Here is a 16,760-nt window from a genome sequence, read left to right on the forward strand (position 1 = left end):
CCGATGACCCGCAAGACCCTCAAGGTCGCGCTGCTGCAGGAAACCGACCGCGGCAGTCGCGACGCCAACCTCGACGCGATCGAAGCCGGCCTGCGCGAAGCCGCGGCCGCCGGTGCCGAACTGGTGCTGCTGCAGGAATTGCACAACGGCCCATACTTCTGCCAGCACGAATCGGTGGAGATTTTCGACCAGGCCGAGAGCATTCCCGGTCCGGGCACTGTGCGCATCGGCAGGCTGGCCGAGGAGTTGAAGCTGGTCGTGGTCGCCTCGCTGTTCGAGCGCCGCGCCGCCGGCCTGTACCACAACACCGCGGTGGTGTTCGACCGCTCGGCGGCCATCGCCGGCACCTACCGCAAGATGCACATCCCGGACGATCCGGCGTTCTACGAAAAGTTCTACTTCACCCCGGGCGACCTCGGCTTCGAGCCGATCGACACCTCGGTCGGCAGGCTTGGCGTGCTGGTGTGCTGGGATCAGTGGTATCCGGAAGCGGCGCGCCTGATGGCGCTGGCCGGCGCCGAACTGCTGCTCTACCCCACCGCGATCGGCTGGGACCCGAACGACGAGCAGGCCGAGAAGGATCGCCAGCGCGACGCGTGGATCACCGTGCAGCGCGGCCACGCCGTGGCCAATGGCTTGCCGCTGCTCTCGTGCAACCGCACCGGTTTCGAAGCCGATCCGAGCGGCGTCGGCGCCGGCATCCAGTTCTGGGGTTCGAGTTTCGTCGCCGGTCCGCAAGGCGAATTCCTGGCCCAGGCCGGCACCGATGCACGCGAATTGCTGCTGGCCGAGGTCGACCTGGCACGCAGCGAGCACGTGCGGCGGATCTGGCCGTTCCTGCGCGACCGCCGCATCGACGCGTACGCCGACCTGCTCAAGCGCTTCCGTGACTGAAGCCTCGCCCCTTTGCTTGTTCCGCATGGCCGTCGTCCCCATGCTTGGATTTCTCCCTCGACCGGCCTGCTGATCGCATGAGTGTTCCCGAAACCGAAATCACCGCGTTGCCTGCCGCCCTGCAGGGCCAGCCGATCGAGCGCGTGCAGCGCGACGGCGTGGAATACGTGGTGCTGGGTACCGCGCACGTCTCGCGCAGCAGCATGGAAGCGGTCGATGCCCTGCTGGCAAGCGAACACTTCGACGCCGTGGCGGTGGAACTGTGCGACAGCCGCGCGCAGAGCATGCGCGATCCGGAAGCGTTCAAGCAGTTGGACCTGTTCAAGGTAATCCGCCAGGGCAAGGCCGGCATGGTCGCCGCCAGCCTGGTGCTGTCGACGTTCCAGAAGCGCCTGGCCGACCAGTCCGGCATCCAGCCCGGCGCCGAGATGAAGGCGGCGATGGACGGCGCCGAGCAACGCGGCCTGCCGCTGTGGCTGATCGATCGCGAAGTTGGCACGACGCTCAAGCGCGCCTGGCGCAGCGTGGGTTTCTGGCAGCGCTTCGGTCTGCTCGGCGGCCTGCTGGCCAGCGTGTTCGACCGCGAGGACATCGACCAGGGCGAAATCGAGAAACTGAAACAGGGCGACCTGCTGGAAAGCGCGTTCAGCGAATTCGCCAGCGGCTCGAAGCCGCTTTACGAAAGCCTGATCGGCGAACGCGATGCGTTCATGGCCGCGCGCCTGCGCGAGGAAGCCGCCCGTCCGACCACGGTGGAAAATCGCCGCGTGCTGGTGGTGATCGGCGCCGGCCACCTCAAGGGGTTGTGCACGCTGCTACGCGAACAGCAGGACGACCCCGCCGGCAAGATCGCCGAACTGGCTGCCACACCGCCCAAGGCCCGCTGGCCGAAATGGTTGGCCGCCGCCCTGGTGCTGCTGGTATTCGCCGCGATCGCCTGGGCGTTCCACCAGAACACCGCGCTGGGCACGCAGGCGTTGCGCGACTGGGTACTGTTCACCGGCGGTTTCGCCGCGCTCGGCGCCCTGGCCGCCGGAGCCCATCCGCTCAGCATCCTCGCCGCCTTCATCGCCGCACCGATCAAGCCGTTCCGTCCTGGTATCCCGGCCGGCGGCATCAGCGCGATGGCCGAAGCCTGGGTGCGCCGCCCGCGGGTGATCGACTTCGACACCTTGCGCGACGACATCGTGCACTGGAGCGGCTGGTGGAAGAACCGCGTCGCGCGCACCTTGCTGAATTTCTTTCTCGTGAGCGTGGGCACGATCATCGGCGAGTACAGCGCCGGCATCCACATCTTCAAGAGTCTGTTCTGACCACGGCTGCGTGCCGAGCGGCCGCAAGGCGCATGCTACGATGCGCGCCGCCTGCAGGCTCCCTGCAAACGCGCTTCGATACCCGGCCCGGGTGGCGAAACTGGTATACGCAAGGGACTTAAAATCCCTCGGCCTCGCGGCCATGCGGGTTCGATCCCCGCCCCGGGCACCAATAACCGCTTGATGCTCGATCAAACGATGGAGTGCGGCGAGTGTCGCCGCACTCCACGATGACGCTTGGCCTGGATCAGGCCGCCGCGTCCTTCAGCTTCTTCAGCGGACGGATCTTGACCTTGACCGATGCCGGCTTGGCCGCGAACCACTGCTCTTCCTTGGTGAACGGGTTGATGCCCTTGCGCTTCGGCTTGGCCGGCACGCTCACCGCGGTGATCTTCAACAGGCCGGGTAACTGGAACGAACCGGCGCCTTTCTTGTGCACGGAACCGGCGACCGCGCCTTCCAGCGCGGCGAGCACGGCGCGAACGTCTTTGGCGACCACGCCGCTGGCTTCCACGATGTGCGCTACCAGGCTGGACTTGTTCAGGACTTCCTTGATCGGCTTGGGTGCAGCCGATGCGGCCTTGGCCTTGGGTGCCGGCTTGCTCTTGGCCGTTGCTTTCTGCGTCTTTGCCATGAATTTCCCCCTCGTCTACGTGGTGATGGATTGTATGTATTGCCTCACGGCACGCTGAATGTAGGGGAATTCAGCGGTGCCGCCAACGGGTCGGGCAACAAAAATTGTTTTCCGGTCGCAGAATCTTCAGCAAGACAACCGGCGGCACCCGCTATTTCGCGAGGCTTGGCGTACGCTATCGGCCACGTGGCGCACAGCTCGGGATGCCGTGGGAGAGGATGGCGGATGCAGGATGTGGCAAACCACCTCAACTTCGGCTACTTCACCGCGGCCCTGCTGGCGACGGCAGCCGTGGCATTCGGGGCAGGCATCCAGTTCCTGGTGATCGGTGTGCGCCAGCGGCGCGACCCCACGCATCTGGCCTTTGCCGTGCTGTGTCTGTGCATCGCCACGCTGGCCTTCTCGAACGCCGTGATGGACGCTGCCGACAGCCCGGCCCTGGCGATTCTCGCGTTGCGCATCCTGTGCGCAGCGGCCGTGCTCGCACTCCCCGCGCTGATGCTGTTTGTCGGCGGCTACACCGGCAGACCGGTCAACCGCTACCTGCTCGGGGCCGTGTGCGTGCTGTCGCTGTGGCTGTTCTGGATCAACCTGCAGTCGCCGTACAGCATGCTCGATACCACCCTGCACGAAGCCGCTCCGACGATGTTGCCGTGGGGGGAAGCGCTGTACACCCTCGAAGGCACGCGCTCGGCATGGGGCCATGTATTCCGCGGGCTCAGCTATGCCGTCTTCCTGTGGGCGCTGTATCGCGCGGCGCGGCAGTATCGCGACGGGCAGCGCCTGCGCGGCGCCATGCTCGGCATCTGCCTGCTGATCCAGTCCCTGGCCTTGCTGTGGGGCGCCATCGTGGTCAACACGCTGGACAAGCCCTACCCGTCGATCGACGCCTTCGCGTTCCTGTCATTCGTGCTGCTGATGAGCCTGCTGCTGGCCGGCCAGATGCACTCGCACGCACTGCAACTCGAGCGCACCGCCAGCGAGCTCCGCGCCGAGGCCGAGATCCGCCGCGAAGCCGAACTCGACCTGCGCCATGCCGCCTACCACGATGCCCTGACCGGCTTGCCCAATCGCCTGCGCGCGCTGTACATCCTGGCCGACCTGCTCGCCGATGCGGTGCAGTCCGGCCAGTATGGCGCCGTGCTGATGATCGACCTGGACAACTTCAAGACCATCAACGATTCGCTCGGCCATCACGCCGGCGACCGGGTGCTGGAAACCATCGCCGACAACCTGCTCGCCGCGGCACCCAGCGCATCCACCGTGGCCCGGCTCGGCGGCGACGAATTCGTGGTGCTGCTCGGCACCCTCGACGACGATGCCGACACCGCGGCCGCGCGGGCCATGCAGGTCGCCGAGCGCATGCTTGAACGGCTGGCGACACCGCTGGCGATCGACAGCCGGGTGCTGGGCATCGGGGCGAGCATCGGCGTGACGGTATTCCCGAACCTGGATGCGGGGGCAGCCGACATCATCCGCTGCGCCGACATCGCGCTGTACCGCGCCAAATCCGCCGGGCGCAACGCGGCACGGCTGTTCCTGCCGCATATGCAGCGCGACGCGGACGCCCGCCTGGAACTGGAACGCGGCCTGCGCACGGCACTGGAGCGGCAGGAATTCTCGTTACGCTTCCAGCCGCAGGTCGACATGCGCGGAAAACCGATGGGCGCCGAGGCCTTGCTGCGCTGGAAGCACCCCAGGCTGGGCGAAGTGTCGCCGGCCACCTTCATCCCGGTGGCCGAGGAAACCGGCCTGATCCATGCCCTGGGCGCGTGGGTGATCGCCGAGGTCTGCAACCACGTCCGTGAGTGGCGCCGGCTCGGCGTGGACTTCGGTGGACGCATCGCGGTCAACGTCAGCCCCTGGCAGATCGCCCACCCGCAGTTCGTGCCGAACATCGAAGCACAGGTGAAGGCTGCCGGCATCGAGCCATCCGCGCTGACCCTCGAGTTGACCGAGAGCGCCCTGCTCAACGACTTCGATACGGCGCTGCACACGCTGCGCCAGCTTTCCGCCATCGGCTTCCGGCTGGCGCTGGACGATTTCGGCACCGGCTACTCGTCGCTGGCCTACCTGCAGCAATTGCCGCTGGACGAGCTGAAGATCGACCGCACCTTCATCAATGCGCTGCAGCCGGCCATCGCCGATCCGCTGGCAGGTTTCATCGTCGATATCGGCCGACGCCTTGGCATGACCACGATCGCCGAAGGCGTCGAGACCCGGCAACAGAGAATCATGCTGGAGACGCTCGGCTGCGACATCGTGCAGGGCTACTTCATCTGCCTGCCGCTGACCGCCGCCGATTTCCAGCGCTGGCTGACTCGGCAGGCAACGGCCAAGCCTGTCGCCGATACCGCCGCCATCTCCGATTTCTAGATACACAAAAAACCCGCCGTCGGCGGGTTTTCGGGGCTGGCTGGCAGCCGGTTGCGCAATGGAGGCCTAGGTCGGAATCGAACCGGCGTACGCGGATTTGCAGTCCGCTGCATGACCACTCTGCCACCAGGCCATTGCTTCGTGAAGCGCGACCATGATGATCGCAGGTTGACTCTAAAAAACAAAACCCCGGTAGGCCGAGGTTCTGCTTGAAAACTGGAGCGGGAAACGAGACTCGAACTCGCGACCCCGACCTTGGCAAGGTCGTGCTCTACCAACTGAGCTATTCCCGCATCGGAGCCGCGAATCATAGCAGAACGGAGTCATTTGTGAATAGCTGCGACAGCGCTTTTCGATCCGGATTCCAGCGCCCTGCCCCGGCCCTGCAGACCGCTGAAAACAACAAGGCCCCGAACGAATCGGGGCCTTGTCTGCAAACTGGAGCGGGAAACGAGACTCGAACTCGCGACCCCGACCTTGGCAAGGTCGTGCTCTACCAACTGAGCTATTCCCGCATCGGAGCCGCGCATTCTAATACGTGGATGCGGATCGTCAAGCCCACATCGATCAACCGGTGCCCCGACGCTCAGATATCGCCATCGTCGGCATCGGCAGATGACTGCCCCGGCATGTCGCCGCTCAGGATCGGCCAGGCCGCGCGCAGGTAGTACAGGCCGGACCAGATCGTGAGCACGCCGGCGATCACCAGCAGGGCCTCGCCGATGTGGTACAGCCGCAGCGCTTCGGCAGCCTTCTCGTGCTGCACGATCAGCACCACCAGCGCGACCATCTGCATCACCGTCTTCAGCTTGCCGATGAAGGCGACCTTGACGGTGGCGCGCATGCCGATCTCGGCCATCCACTCGCGCAGCGCCGACACGCTGATCTCGCGCCCCACGATCACCGCCGCGGTCACCGCCATCAGGATGCCGGGCCAGCCACCGCGATGCGACTCGACCAGCAGGAACAAGGTCACCGCGACCATCAGCTTGTCGGCCACCGGATCGAGGAACGCGCCGAACGCCGAGGTGAGGTTCATGCGTCGGGCCAGGTAGCCGTCCAGCCAGTCGGTGAACGCCGCCAGCAGAAAGACGATCGCCGCGGTGATGTTGTGGCCCGGGAACGGCAGGTAGAACGCCACCACCATGACCGGCAGCAGGGCAACGCGAAAGAGGGTCAGCCAGGTCGGCAGGTTGATGTGCATGATTCGTCTCGATGGTTTGCTGCAGTTTCGCATGCCGGCACGCCACTGCCGAGTGAAGATGTTCGCCGACGTTCAACCATGCAGGCTGGCGTAGATGCGCTCGGCCAGGCCGCGGTCGATGCCCTTCACCTGCATCAGTTCCTCGACGCCCGCGCCTTCCACGCCCTGCAGGCCGCCGAACGCCTTCAGCAGCGCCGAACGACGGCGCGCACCGATGCCCGGCACGTCTTCCAGCACGCTGCGCTCGCGCGCCTTCTCGCGCCGTTTGCGATGGCCGCTGATCGCGAAGCGATGCGCCTCGTCGCGTACCGCCGCGACCAGGTGCAAGGCCGGCGACGACGAGCCCGGATGCAGTTCGCGCCCAGGGTTCCCTGATTCAAGCCGCGCCAGCACCAGGGTCTCCTCGCCGGCACGCCGGCCCGGACCCTTCGCCACGCCGACCACCTCGATGCCGCCGACGCCGAGCTCCTTCAGCACGTCCAGCGCCTGCGCCACCTGGCCGCTGCCGCCGTCGATCAACAGGATGTCGGGGCGCGCGCCCTCGCCTTCGGCCACCTTGCGGAAACGCCGGGTCAGCGCCTGATGCATCGCCGCGTAGTCGTCGCCGGGAGTGATCCCGGTGATGTTGAAGCGGCGGTAGTGCGATTTCTCCGGACCCTCCGGCCCGAACACCACGCACGAGGCGACGGTCAGCTCGCCCATCGTGTGGCTGATGTCGAAGCACTCGATGCGCCGCGGCGGCGCCGCCAGATCGAGCACCTTCTGCAGGTCGTCGAAACGCGTGCCCAGGGTCTGCCGGCTGGCCAGCCGCGCGGTCAGCGAGGCCTGCGCGTTGCGCTCGGCCATCTGCAGGAACTGCGCGCGTTCGCCGCGCACACTGGATTTCAGTTCGATCGCATGACCGGCGTGCTGGCTCAGCAATTCGGCCAGGATGTCCCGATCGGCCAGCGCCTCGCCGAGGATCAACTCGCGCGGCACCGGCCGGTCCAGGTAGTACTGCGCGATGAACTGGGTCAGCACGTCGGCCGGCTCGGCATCCAGCGGCAGGCGCGGGAAGAAATCGCGCGTGCCGAGGCTGATGCCGTTGCGGAAGAACAGCACGCTGACGCAGGCCATGCCCGCCTCGATGCGGCAGGCGATCACGTCCATGTCTGCGCTGGCGCCCTGCACGTGGTGCTGCGCCTGCAGTTGGCGCAGCGCAGCCACCTGGTCGCGCAGCTTCGCCGCGCGCTCGAACTGCAGCGCCTTGCTGGCCTGTTCCATCGCCTCGGCCAGCTCGTCGATCACCGCGTTGCTGCGCCCTTCCAGGAACATCTCGGCGTGGCGCACGTCGCTGCGGTAATCCTCCACGCTGATCAGTCCCACGCAGGGCGCGCTGCAGCGGCCGATCTGGTACTGCAGGCAGGGCCGCGTGCGGTTGCGGAAGTAGCTGTCCTCGCACTGGCGCACCTTGAACAGCTTCTGCATCAGGCTGAGGCTTTCGCGTACCGCGTAGGTGCTCGGGTACGGTCCGAAATAGCGTCCCGGCAGGTTCTTCGCGCCTCGATGGAAGGCCAGTCGCGGGTAGTCCTCGCCGCCGGACAGGTAGATGTACGGATAGCTCTTGTCGTCGCGCAGCAGGATGTTGTAGCGCGGCTTGAGCGACTTGATCAGCTGCGATTCCAGCAGCAGCGCCTCGCCCTCGGTGCGCGTCACGGTGATCTCGACGCGGGCGATCTGCGCCACCATCGCCGCAATGCGCGGCTCCATCCGCGGCTTCAGGAAATAGCTGCCGACACGCTTCTTGAGATTGCCGGCCTTGCCCACGTAGAGCAACTCGCCAGCCGCGTCGAAATGACGATAGACGCCGGGCGAGGAAGTCAGCGTACGGACGAAGGCCTTGCCGTCGAAGGGGGGCGGTTGTGCGGACTGCATGGGATCATTCTAGTGGCGATGTCCCATGCAGATGGTGGCTCAATGCCGCGTGCGCAACCACAGCTCCGCGCGTTCCAGGTCGGCCTCGGTGTCGATGCCTGGCGGAAACGGCTCCGGGGTCAGCCGCACCGCGATCGCGTGGCCGTGCTCCAGTACGCGCAACTGCTCCAGCGATTCGGTCTGTTCCAGCGGCGTGCGCGGCAGGCGGCTGTAGCGGTCCAGAAAACCGGCCCGGTACGCATAAATGCCGATATGCCGCAGAAACGGCGAGCCGGATGGCAGCGCGTTATGGTCGACGGCGAACGCATCGCGCGCCCACGGCAACGGCGCCCGGCTGAAGTACAGCGCGCGGCCGTCGGCGGCACGCACCAGCTTCACCACGTTCGGGTCGAACAATTCCTCGGCGTCGATGATCGGCGTGGCCAGGGTCGCCATCGGCGCGTCGTCGCCTTCCAGCGCCTGCGCCACTGCGCGGATGCCGGCGGCGGGCGCAAACGGTTCGTCGCCCTGCAGATTCACCACGATGCTGTCGTCGGCCCAGCCGTAGTGCTGCGCGCACTCGGCCAGGCGGTCGCTGCCCGAGGCGTGATCGCTGCGGGTCATGCAGACGTCCACGCCATCCTGCCCGGCCAGTGCGTCGGCGATGCGCCGGTCGTCCACCGCCACCACCACCTGGCTGGCGCCGGCCTGCAGGGCGCGCTGCGCCACCCGCACCACCATCGGCACGCCGTCGATCTCGCGCAGCGGCTTGGCCGGCAGGCGGGTCGAGCCGTAACGGGCGGGAATGGCGACGATGAATGGCGGTACGACGTTGGACATGAGGACGATCTTCAACCGGGAGGCAAGCCTTGCCGCAACGATACATGTACGGCGCGGACAGTTCAGCCCGCGCCGCGCAGCGCGAAGCCGCAGCCGTTGGCCAGTTCCAGAAAACCGGGAAACGACGTGGCGACATGGCCGCAGTCATTGATCCGTACCGGCCCGGTGGCGACCAGCCCGGCCACCGCGAAACTCATCGCGATGCGATGGTCGAGGTGGCTCTCCACCGTGCCGCCGCCGAGCCGGCCGCCGTGGATGACCGCGCCATCCGGCGTTTCCTCGATCGCCGCGCCGAGCGTGCGCAAGCCGCTGGCCATCGTGGCGATGCGGTCGGATTCCTTCACCCGCAATTCGGCCGCACCGCGAATCACCGTCGTGCCGCTGGCCACCGCGGCGGCGATGAACAGCGCCGGGAACTCGTCGATCATGTCCGGCACCAGCGCCTCGGGCAGCTCGACGCCGCGCAGCGGCGCGTGGCGCACCACGAGATCGCCGACCGGCTCGCCACCGGCCTCGCGCTCGTGCTCGACCGTGATGTCCGCCCCCATCAGGCGCAGCGCCTGCAGCAGGCCGGTACGGCGCGGGTTGAGGCCCACTGCCGGCAGGTGCAATTCGGAGCCCGGCACGATGCTGGCGGCGACCAGGAAGAACGCGGCGGAAGAAAAGTCCGCTGGCACCTCGACGTCGGTGGCGCGCAGCGCATGGCCGCCGGCAAGTTTCGCGCGGCCCGGCGCGAACGCGATCGGCCAGCCGAACGCGGCCAGCATGCGCTCGGTGTAGTCGCGGGTCGGATGCGGTTCGATGACCTCGGTTTCACCGGCGGCGTACAGGCCGGCCAGCAGCAACGCGGACTTCACCTGCGCGCTGGCCACCGGCAGTTCGTAGCGGATGCCTTGCAACGGCTGGCCGCCATGCACGTGCAGCGGCGGCAGGCCGTCGTGCGTGCCGATGCGCGCGCCCATCAGGGCCAGTGGATCGGTCACCCGGCGCATCGGCCGCTTCGACAGCGAGGCGTCGCCGACCAGGGTACTGTCGAACGCCTGCCCGGCCAGCAAGCCGGTCAGCAGGCGCATGCCGGTGCCGGCGTTGCCGCAATCCAGCGATTGCGCCGCGCCGCGCAGGCCGTGCAGGCCCACGCCATGCACCACGCGCTCGCCGGCCGACGGCGTGTCGATGCGCACGCCGAGCTGCGCCAGCACGGCGGCGGTGGCGCGGGTGTCCTCGCCTTCAAGGAAGCCGCGAATGCGCGACGCTCCCTCGGCGATCGCGGCCAGCATCAGCGCGCGATGCGAGACCGACTTGTCGCCGGGCACGCGCACACTGCCGTGCAGCGGCCGACCCGGCCGGCTGCTCCAGTCCAGGCGAACGTTCAAGGCAAGGCCACCGGGTAAGAGCCCAGCACGCGGATGGTGGCGGCCGATGCGCCGATATCGTGCACCGCGGCCTGCAACGCATCGCCGTCGATATGGCCGGAGACGTCGATGAAGAACGCGTACTGCCACTTGCCGGTATGCGCCGGCCGCGATTCGATGCGGTTCAGGCTTATGCCGTGCTTCGCGAACGGGCTGAGCACGTCGTACAGCGCACCCGGCTTGTCGTTCACGGTGATCAGCAGCGAGGTGCGGTCGTTGCCCGAGGGCGGGAACAGCGAACGGCCGATCACCAGGAAACGCGTGGTGTTGTCGGCGCGATCCTCGATGCCCTTGGCCACGGTCTTCAGGCCGTAGACCTTGCCCGCCGTCTCGCCGGCGATCGCCGCTGCGTCATCGGCGTGTCGGGCCAGCCGGGCGGCTTCGGCATTGCTGCCTACCGCGATGCATTCCACCTCGGGCAGGTTGATGCGCAGCCAGGTCTTGCACTGCTGCAGCGACTGCGCGTGCGCGTAGACGCGGCGCACGTCCTCCAGCTGGCCGGTCAGCGAATGCAGGCACTGGTGCACGCGCAACTCCACCTCACCGCAGATGGTGGCCTCGGAAGTGAGGAACATGTCCAGGGTGACCTGAATCATGCCCTGGCCGGAGTTCTCCACCGGCACCACGCCGAAGTCGGCATGACCGGCGGCGACCTCCTGGAACACTTCCTCGATGCTGCCCAGCGGCAGGCCGTAGGCGGCGTGGCCGAAATGCTTGCGCACGGCCTGTTCGCTGAAGGTGCCTTCCGGCCCAAGGAAGCCGATCTTCAGCGGATCCTCCTGGGCCAGGCAGGACGACATGATCTCGCGGAACAGCCGCACCATCTCGGCGTCGGATAGCGGGCCCTCGTTGCGATCCACCACCATGCGCAGCACGTGGGCCTCGCGCTCGGGACGGTAATAGTCGATCGCGGAAAGCCCCTCCCCCTTCACCTTCGCCACCGTCCGCGCGTGGTTCGCGCGTTCGGAAATCAGCTGCTGGATCTGCCGGTCGATGCTGTCGATGCGTTCGCGCATCTCGCTCAACGGTGTTTTCGGATCGGTCATGCGTTAGCCGCCTGGATGGATAGAAGTCCAAATGATGAAGCGGCATCTTGCCTGAAAAATTCCAGCATGGCCCGGTTAGCCGTGCCGCTGCGCGAAATCCCGCATGAACGCCACCAGCGCCTCGACGGCTTCCGGCGGCACCGCGTTGTACAGCGAGGCACGCATGCCGCCGAGCGCCTTGTGGCCCTTCAGCGCAAGCAGGCCGGTCGCCTCGGACTCCTGCAGGAACGCGGCGTCCAGCGCAGCGTCGTGCAGGGTGAAGCGCACATTCATGCGCGAGCGCGCGGACGGTTCGATCGGATTGCGGTAATAGCCGCCGGAGCCGTCGATGGCCCGATACAGCAGCTCGGCCTTGGCCCGGTTGCGCTCGGCCATCGCGCCCAGCCCGCCCTGCGCCTTGAGCCACTGGAAGGTCAGCCCGGCCACGTACCAGCCCCAGGTGTTCGGCGTGTTGAGCATCGAGTCGGCGGCGGCGTGCTCGGCGTAGCGGAAGATCCGCGCCATCGGCCGACCGGCCCGCTGCAGCAGGTCGCGGCGAATGATCATCAGCACCAGGCCGGACGGACCGATGTTCTTCTGCGCACCCGCGTAGATCAGCCCGAAGCGGCCGACGTCCAGCGGCTCGGACAGGATGTTCGAGGACATGTCCGCCACCAGCGGCGCCGCGCCGGCTTCGGGCACCCCGTGAAACTCCACGCCGTGGATCGTCTCGTTCGGCGTGTAATGCACGTAGGCGGCGTTCGGATCGAGCTGCCAGCTGTCGTGTGGCGGCAGCTTCAGGTAATCGGCCGCCTCGCTGCTGGCCGCCACGTTCACCCGCACATAGGGTTTGGCTTCGCTGGCTGCCTTCGCGCTCCAGTGCCCACTGACGATGTAGTCGGCGCTGTCGCCCTCGCCGGCCAGGTTCATCGGAATCTGCGCGAAGTGCTGGGTGGCGCCGCCCTGCAGGAACAGCACGGCGTAGTCGGCCGGGATCTGCATCAGTTCGCGCAGGTCGGCTTCGGCCTGGGCAGCCATCGCGATGAAGCGTTTGCCGCGGTGGGACTGCTCCATCACCGAGGCGCCGCTGCCGTTCCAGTCCAGCATCTCGCGCTGGGCGCGTTCGAGTACCGCCTGCGGCAGCGCCGCCGGGCCGGCGCTGAAATTCCAGACTCTGCTCACGTGCGCCTGCGTCCTGTCGAAGGTATTCCGCGCATTATGGCGCGGCGCAGCATGGCGCGGTCAACCCTCAACGCGCGTCCTCAGCGCGTGTCCTCAGAACCGGATCAGCAGCACCAGTGCGATGCCCAGAGCCAGCACGGCGGCAGTGACGATCAGCCACCACACTTCGCCGCTCGGACCGGCGGTGTCTTCCGGCAGCTGTTGCGGCAACGGTTCGGCCATCACGATCTCCGGCTCCGGCTCCATGCCCGGCCCGTCGACCACGAAGCGGTGCATCGCCACGCCAAGCTGGTCGCCGGGTTGCAAGGCCAGTTTCTGCACCGCCACGCCGTTGACCCGCAGCGGGTGGCGTTCGCACGACTCGGTGGTTTCCAGCCGCAGCTGGCCGTCCTCCCAGAAGATTCGCAGCGCCACGATGCCGCCCTGCGGCAGTTCCAGCGGGCAGTCGCCGTGCGGACCGAACGTCAGGCTGTCCTGCAGCGGCAGTACCCGCCCGGACAACGGGCCGGCCACGGCGCGCAAAGCCACCGTGCAGCGGCCCTGTTCGGGCACGTTCAGCGGCGGGCGTTGGGCCGGGTCCTCATCGGCGCGCAGCAGCAGGCGACAGTCGCCCACGCTGACCACGTCGCCGGCGCGCAGCAAAGCGCGTTCGCGCACCGGCCGCGCATTGACGTGGATGCGGTCGGCCGATGGCAGCACCTGCAGCACCCAACCGCGGCGATCCTGCTGGATCCGCAGATGCTGTGGCGCCGCCTGGCTGGCGGCCAGCACCAGGTCGTTGTCGGGCGCGCTGCCGATACGCAACTGCGCCTGCGTCCAATGGAAATCCTCACGGGCCGCATTGGGAAATTCGATACGCATGAATGAACCGGTCGATGGACCACGAAACTCTAGCATGCAGCCACATGGCATTAAGATGAGGCTTTCAGCCCGGAACCCGCCATGCCCAAGATCGATATCCGCCGCCCGCACCAGTTGTCGATCGCCGAAGCCCGCGCCGTGGTCGACCAGGTGGCCGCACGCATGCACGAAAAATTCGGCATGAACGGGCGCTGGCAGGACGACACCTTGCTGTTTTCCCGTCCCGGCGTCAGTGGCTCGATCGCCGTCGGCAGCGACGCGATCCAGGTCAAGGCCGAGCTGGGCCTGATGCTGACGCCGCTGAAAGGCATCGTCGAGCAGGAAATCCGGCGCAAGCTGGACGAGCATTTCGCCTGACCGCAAGCTGGCCGGACCCGCGTTGATGATTCTTTAACCAAACGCCCATCCGTGGCATAATCGTCGGCTTACGCAGCCATGACGGCTGCGCGTGAACCCCGGAACACATGGCCAAAGACGACGTCATCGAAATGGAAGGCACGGTCCAGGAGACCTTGCCGAACACCATGTTTCGTGTGCAACTGGAGAACGGGCACGTGATCATCGCCCACATCTCCGGCCGCATGCGCAAGCACTACATCCGCATCCTTACCGGCGACAAGGTCAAGATCGAAATGACCCCGTACGACCTGAGCAAGGGACGCATCACGTACCGCATGAAGTAAGTGCGGCGGCGTTGGAGGCTGTTGCGCCTGCGCGCAGCGCTCCACACACGGGATGGTGGTGCCAGACATGACAAAGGCGGCGCAATGCGCCGCCTTTGCTTTGCCCGGTGTTCGGCTTATTCGACCACGGCCGGCAGCTTCTCGGCCGCCTTGCAGTCGACCTTCAGCTCGCCATCCAGCACGCTCAGGTGGACCACGCCACCATCGGCCAGCTTGCCGAACAGCAGCTCGTCGGCCAGCGCGCGCTTCACCTTCTCCTGGATCACCCGCGCCATCGGCCGTGCGCCCATCTGCGGGTCGAAGCCGTGCTCGGCCAGCCAGCGGCGGGCATCGGCGTCCACGTCCAGGCTCACCCGCTTCTCGGTCAGCTGGCTTTCCAGCTCGATCAGGAACTTGTCGACCACGCGCAGGATGTGCTCGAAGTCGAGCGCGGCGAACTGGATGATCGCGTCCAGCCGGTTGCGGAACTCCGGCGTGAAGATGCGGCGGATCACTTCCATCGCGTCCGATTCGTGCTTCTGCTCGACGAAGCCCATGCTGCGCCGTGCGGCAATCGCCGCGCCCGCATTGGTGGTCATCACCACCACCACGTTCTTGAAGTTCGCCTCGCGGCCGTTGGTGTCGGTCAGCACGCCGCGGTCCATCACCTGCAGCAGGATGTTGAACACGTCCGGATGCGCCTTCTCGATCTCGTCCAGCAGCAGCACCGCGTGCGGATGCTTGGTGACCGCCTCGGTCAGCAGGCCGCCCTGGTCGAAACCGACGTAGCCCGGGGGGGCGCCGACCAGCCGCGACACCGAGTGGCTTTCCATGTACTCGGACATGTCGAAGCGGATCATCTCGATGCCGAGCTGCATCGCCAGCTGCTTGGTCACCTCGGTCTTGCCCACGCCGGTCGGACCGGCGAGCAGGAAGCAGCCGATCGGCTTGGACGGATCAGCCAGGCCCGAGCGGGCCATCTTGATCGACGCGGCCAGCGCCTCGATCGCGGGGTCCTGGCCGAACACCACCATCTTGAGATTGCGTTCGAGATTGCGCAGCACGTCGCGATCCGACGCGGAGACCTGCTTGGCCGGGATCCGCGCCATCTTGGCCACGATGTACTCGACTTCGCTCACATCGACCTTGCCGGTGCGCTGATCCAGCGGCAGCAGCCGCTGGCGCGCGCCCGCCTCGTCGATCACGTCGATCGCCTTGTCCGGCAGCAGCCGGTCGGGGATGTGTTTCACCGACAGGTCCACCGCCGCCTTCAGCGCCTCGTTGGTATACGCCACGTGGTGGTGTTCCTCGAAGCGCGAGCGCAGGCCCTTGAGGATCTCGATGCTGTCGGCCACGGTCGGCTCGACCACGTCGATCTTCTGGAAACGGCGGGCCAGCGCGCGGTCCTTCTCGAACACGCCTCGGTATTCCTGGAACGTGGTCGAACCGATGCAGCGCAGTTCGCCGGAAGCGAGCATCGGCTTGATCAGGTTCGACGCGTCCATGGTGCCGCCCGAGGCCGAGCCGGCGCCGATGATGGTGTGGATCTCGTCGATGAACAGGATCGCGCCGGGCTGCTTCTTCAGTTGGGCGATCACGCCCTTCAGGCGCTTCTCGAAATCGCCGCGGTACTTGGTGCCCGCCACCAGCGCACCCAGGTCCAGCGACCAGATCGTGGCGTCTTCCAGCACCTCGGGCACCTCGCCATCGACGATGCGCTTGGCCAGGCCTTCGGCCAGCGCGGTCTTGCCCACGCCCGCCTCGCCCACGTACAGCGGATTGTTCTTGCGCCGGCGGCACAGCACCTGGATGGTGCGCTCGATCTCGTCGGCGCGGCCGATCAGCGGATCGATCTTGCCTTCCAGCGCCAGCTCGTTGAGGTTGCTGGCGAACTCGTGCAGCGGGTTGCCCTTCGGCTCGCCGCCCTCTTCGCCTTCGCGCTCGCCGCCGGATACGCCGGCGGCCGGCTCGTCGCCGATCTTGGCGATGCCGTGCGAGATGTAGTTGACCACGTCGAGCCGAGTGATTTCCTGCTGGTGCATGAAGTACACCGCGTGCGAATCCTTCTCGCCGAAGATCGCCACCAGCACGTTCGCGCCGGTGACCTCCTTCCGGCCGGAGGATTGCACGTGATACACCGCGCGCTGCAGCACGCGCTGGAAGCCCAGCGTGGGCTGCGTGTCGCGCTCGTCGCCGGGCGGCAGCACCGGCACGGTCTCGTTGATGATGCGTTCCAGGTCGGCCGACAGCCGCGGCAGGTCCACGCCGCAGGCGCGCAAGGCGCCCAGCGCCGACTGGTTTTCGGTCAGCGCCAGCAGCAGGTGCTCCACCGTCATGAATTCATGGCGTTGTTCGCGGGCCTGCTTGTAGCAATGGCCGATGGTGACTTCCAGATCCTTGCTGAACATTCGGATCGTCTCCGCTTTGCATTGTGAGCGGCCTTCAACGCCGCAATGGGCACAAA

Annotated in this window: 14 protein-coding genes and 4 tRNA genes; 6 read left to right on the forward strand and 12 right to left on the reverse strand. The window is 66.9% G+C overall.

Going from position 1 to position 16,760, the window contains the following annotated elements:
• The first annotated feature begins 3 nt into the window (after window positions 1-3).
• From ASG75_RS03605 to ASG75_RS03615, 3 genes are all read left to right on the forward strand, one after another.
• On the forward strand, window positions 4-894 hold the full coding sequence (locus tag ASG75_RS03605) for a carbon-nitrogen hydrolase (RefSeq protein WP_056385783.1): 891 nt from the start codon (window positions 4-6) through the stop codon (window positions 892-894).
• A gap of 77 nt (window positions 895-971) precedes the next feature.
• Window positions 972-2,207 (forward strand): TraB/GumN family protein, encoded by a 1,236-nt coding sequence (locus tag ASG75_RS03610; RefSeq protein WP_056385785.1) that lies wholly within the window; start codon window positions 972-974, stop codon window positions 2,205-2,207.
• An 85-nt stretch (window positions 2,208-2,292) separates the two neighbouring features.
• Window positions 2,293-2,379: transfer RNA gene (locus ASG75_RS03615), tRNA-Leu, on the forward strand.
• Between the two features lie 75 nt (window positions 2,380-2,454).
• On the opposite strand, the gene ASG75_RS03620 is transcribed toward ASG75_RS03615, so the two are convergent.
• Window positions 2,455-2,841, reverse strand: a complete 387-nt coding sequence (locus ASG75_RS03620; RefSeq protein WP_056385787.1) for an HU family DNA-binding protein — start codon at window positions 2,839-2,841, stop codon at window positions 2,455-2,457.
• 225 nt (window positions 2,842-3,066) lie between these two features.
• On the opposite strand from ASG75_RS03620, the gene ASG75_RS03625 reads away from it, so the two are divergent.
• Complete coding sequence (locus ASG75_RS03625; RefSeq protein ID WP_056385789.1) at window positions 3,067-5,217, forward strand: EAL domain-containing protein; 2,151 nt, start codon at window positions 3,067-3,069, stop codon at window positions 5,215-5,217.
• A 59-nt stretch (window positions 5,218-5,276) separates the two neighbouring features.
• Here the strand turns inward: ASG75_RS03625 and ASG75_RS03630 are convergent.
• The 10 genes from ASG75_RS03630 to ASG75_RS03675 all read right to left on the reverse strand — a co-directional run bounded on the left by ASG75_RS03630 (window position 5,277) and on the right by ASG75_RS03675 (window position 13,634).
• Window positions 5,277-5,350, reverse strand: a tRNA-Cys gene (locus ASG75_RS03630).
• Between the two features lie 84 nt (window positions 5,351-5,434).
• Window positions 5,435-5,510: transfer RNA gene (locus tag ASG75_RS03635), tRNA-Gly, on the reverse strand.
• A 146-nt stretch (window positions 5,511-5,656) separates the two neighbouring features.
• A tRNA-Gly gene (locus ASG75_RS03640) sits at window positions 5,657-5,732 on the reverse strand.
• A gap of 71 nt (window positions 5,733-5,803) precedes the next feature.
• Entirely contained in the window at window positions 5,804-6,421 is a 618-nt protein-coding gene (gene pgsA / locus ASG75_RS03645; protein WP_056385791.1) for a CDP-diacylglycerol--glycerol-3-phosphate 3-phosphatidyltransferase, read from the reverse strand.
• 72 nt (window positions 6,422-6,493) lie between these two features.
• Window positions 6,494-8,335, reverse strand: coding sequence for an excinuclease ABC subunit UvrC (uvrC, locus tag ASG75_RS03650; RefSeq protein WP_056385794.1), 1,842 nt, complete (start codon window positions 8,333-8,335; stop codon window positions 6,494-6,496).
• Window positions 8,336-8,374: 39 nt separating this feature from the next.
• Complete coding sequence (kdsB, locus tag ASG75_RS03655) at window positions 8,375-9,154, reverse strand: 3-deoxy-manno-octulosonate cytidylyltransferase (RefSeq protein WP_056386998.1); 780 nt, start codon at window positions 9,152-9,154, stop codon at window positions 8,375-8,377.
• Between the two features lie 62 nt (window positions 9,155-9,216).
• Window positions 9,217-10,527, reverse strand: coding sequence for a 3-phosphoshikimate 1-carboxyvinyltransferase (gene aroA / locus ASG75_RS03660; RefSeq protein WP_056385795.1), 1,311 nt, complete (start codon window positions 10,525-10,527; stop codon window positions 9,217-9,219).
• The gene (gene pheA, locus ASG75_RS03665; protein ID WP_056385797.1) at window positions 10,524-11,612 is read right to left on the reverse strand and encodes a prephenate dehydratase; all 1,089 of its coding nucleotides are present in this window, start codon (window positions 11,610-11,612) and stop codon (window positions 10,524-10,526) included. The genes aroA and pheA overlap by 4 nt, the downstream gene beginning before the upstream one ends.
• Before the next feature lie 75 nt (window positions 11,613-11,687).
• Window positions 11,688-12,773, reverse strand: coding sequence for a 3-phosphoserine/phosphohydroxythreonine transaminase (gene serC / locus ASG75_RS03670; RefSeq protein WP_056385799.1), 1,086 nt, complete (start codon window positions 12,771-12,773; stop codon window positions 11,688-11,690).
• Between the two features lie 93 nt (window positions 12,774-12,866).
• Window positions 12,867-13,634, reverse strand: a complete 768-nt coding sequence (locus ASG75_RS03675; RefSeq protein WP_056385801.1) for an FHA domain-containing protein — start codon at window positions 13,632-13,634, stop codon at window positions 12,867-12,869.
• A gap of 81 nt (window positions 13,635-13,715) precedes the next feature.
• On the opposite strand from ASG75_RS03675, the gene ASG75_RS03680 reads away from it, so the two are divergent.
• Both ASG75_RS03680 and infA read left to right on the forward strand, forming a co-directional pair.
• Entirely contained in the window at window positions 13,716-13,991 is a 276-nt protein-coding gene (locus tag ASG75_RS03680) for a polyhydroxyalkanoic acid system family protein (protein WP_056385803.1), read from the forward strand.
• A 107-nt stretch (window positions 13,992-14,098) separates the two neighbouring features.
• Complete coding sequence (gene infA / locus ASG75_RS03685; RefSeq protein WP_007508585.1) at window positions 14,099-14,317, forward strand: translation initiation factor IF-1; 219 nt, start codon at window positions 14,099-14,101, stop codon at window positions 14,315-14,317.
• A 116-nt stretch (window positions 14,318-14,433) separates the two neighbouring features.
• On the opposite strand, the gene clpA is transcribed toward infA, so the two are convergent.
• On the reverse strand, window positions 14,434-16,704 hold the full coding sequence (clpA, locus tag ASG75_RS03690) for an ATP-dependent Clp protease ATP-binding subunit ClpA (protein WP_056385805.1): 2,271 nt from the start codon (window positions 16,702-16,704) through the stop codon (window positions 14,434-14,436).
• Window positions 16,705-16,760: the final 56 nt, after the last annotated feature.

Source organism: Rhodanobacter sp. Soil772 (assembly GCF_001428385.1).
Lineage (GTDB): Bacteria > Pseudomonadota > Gammaproteobacteria > Xanthomonadales > Rhodanobacteraceae > Rhodanobacter.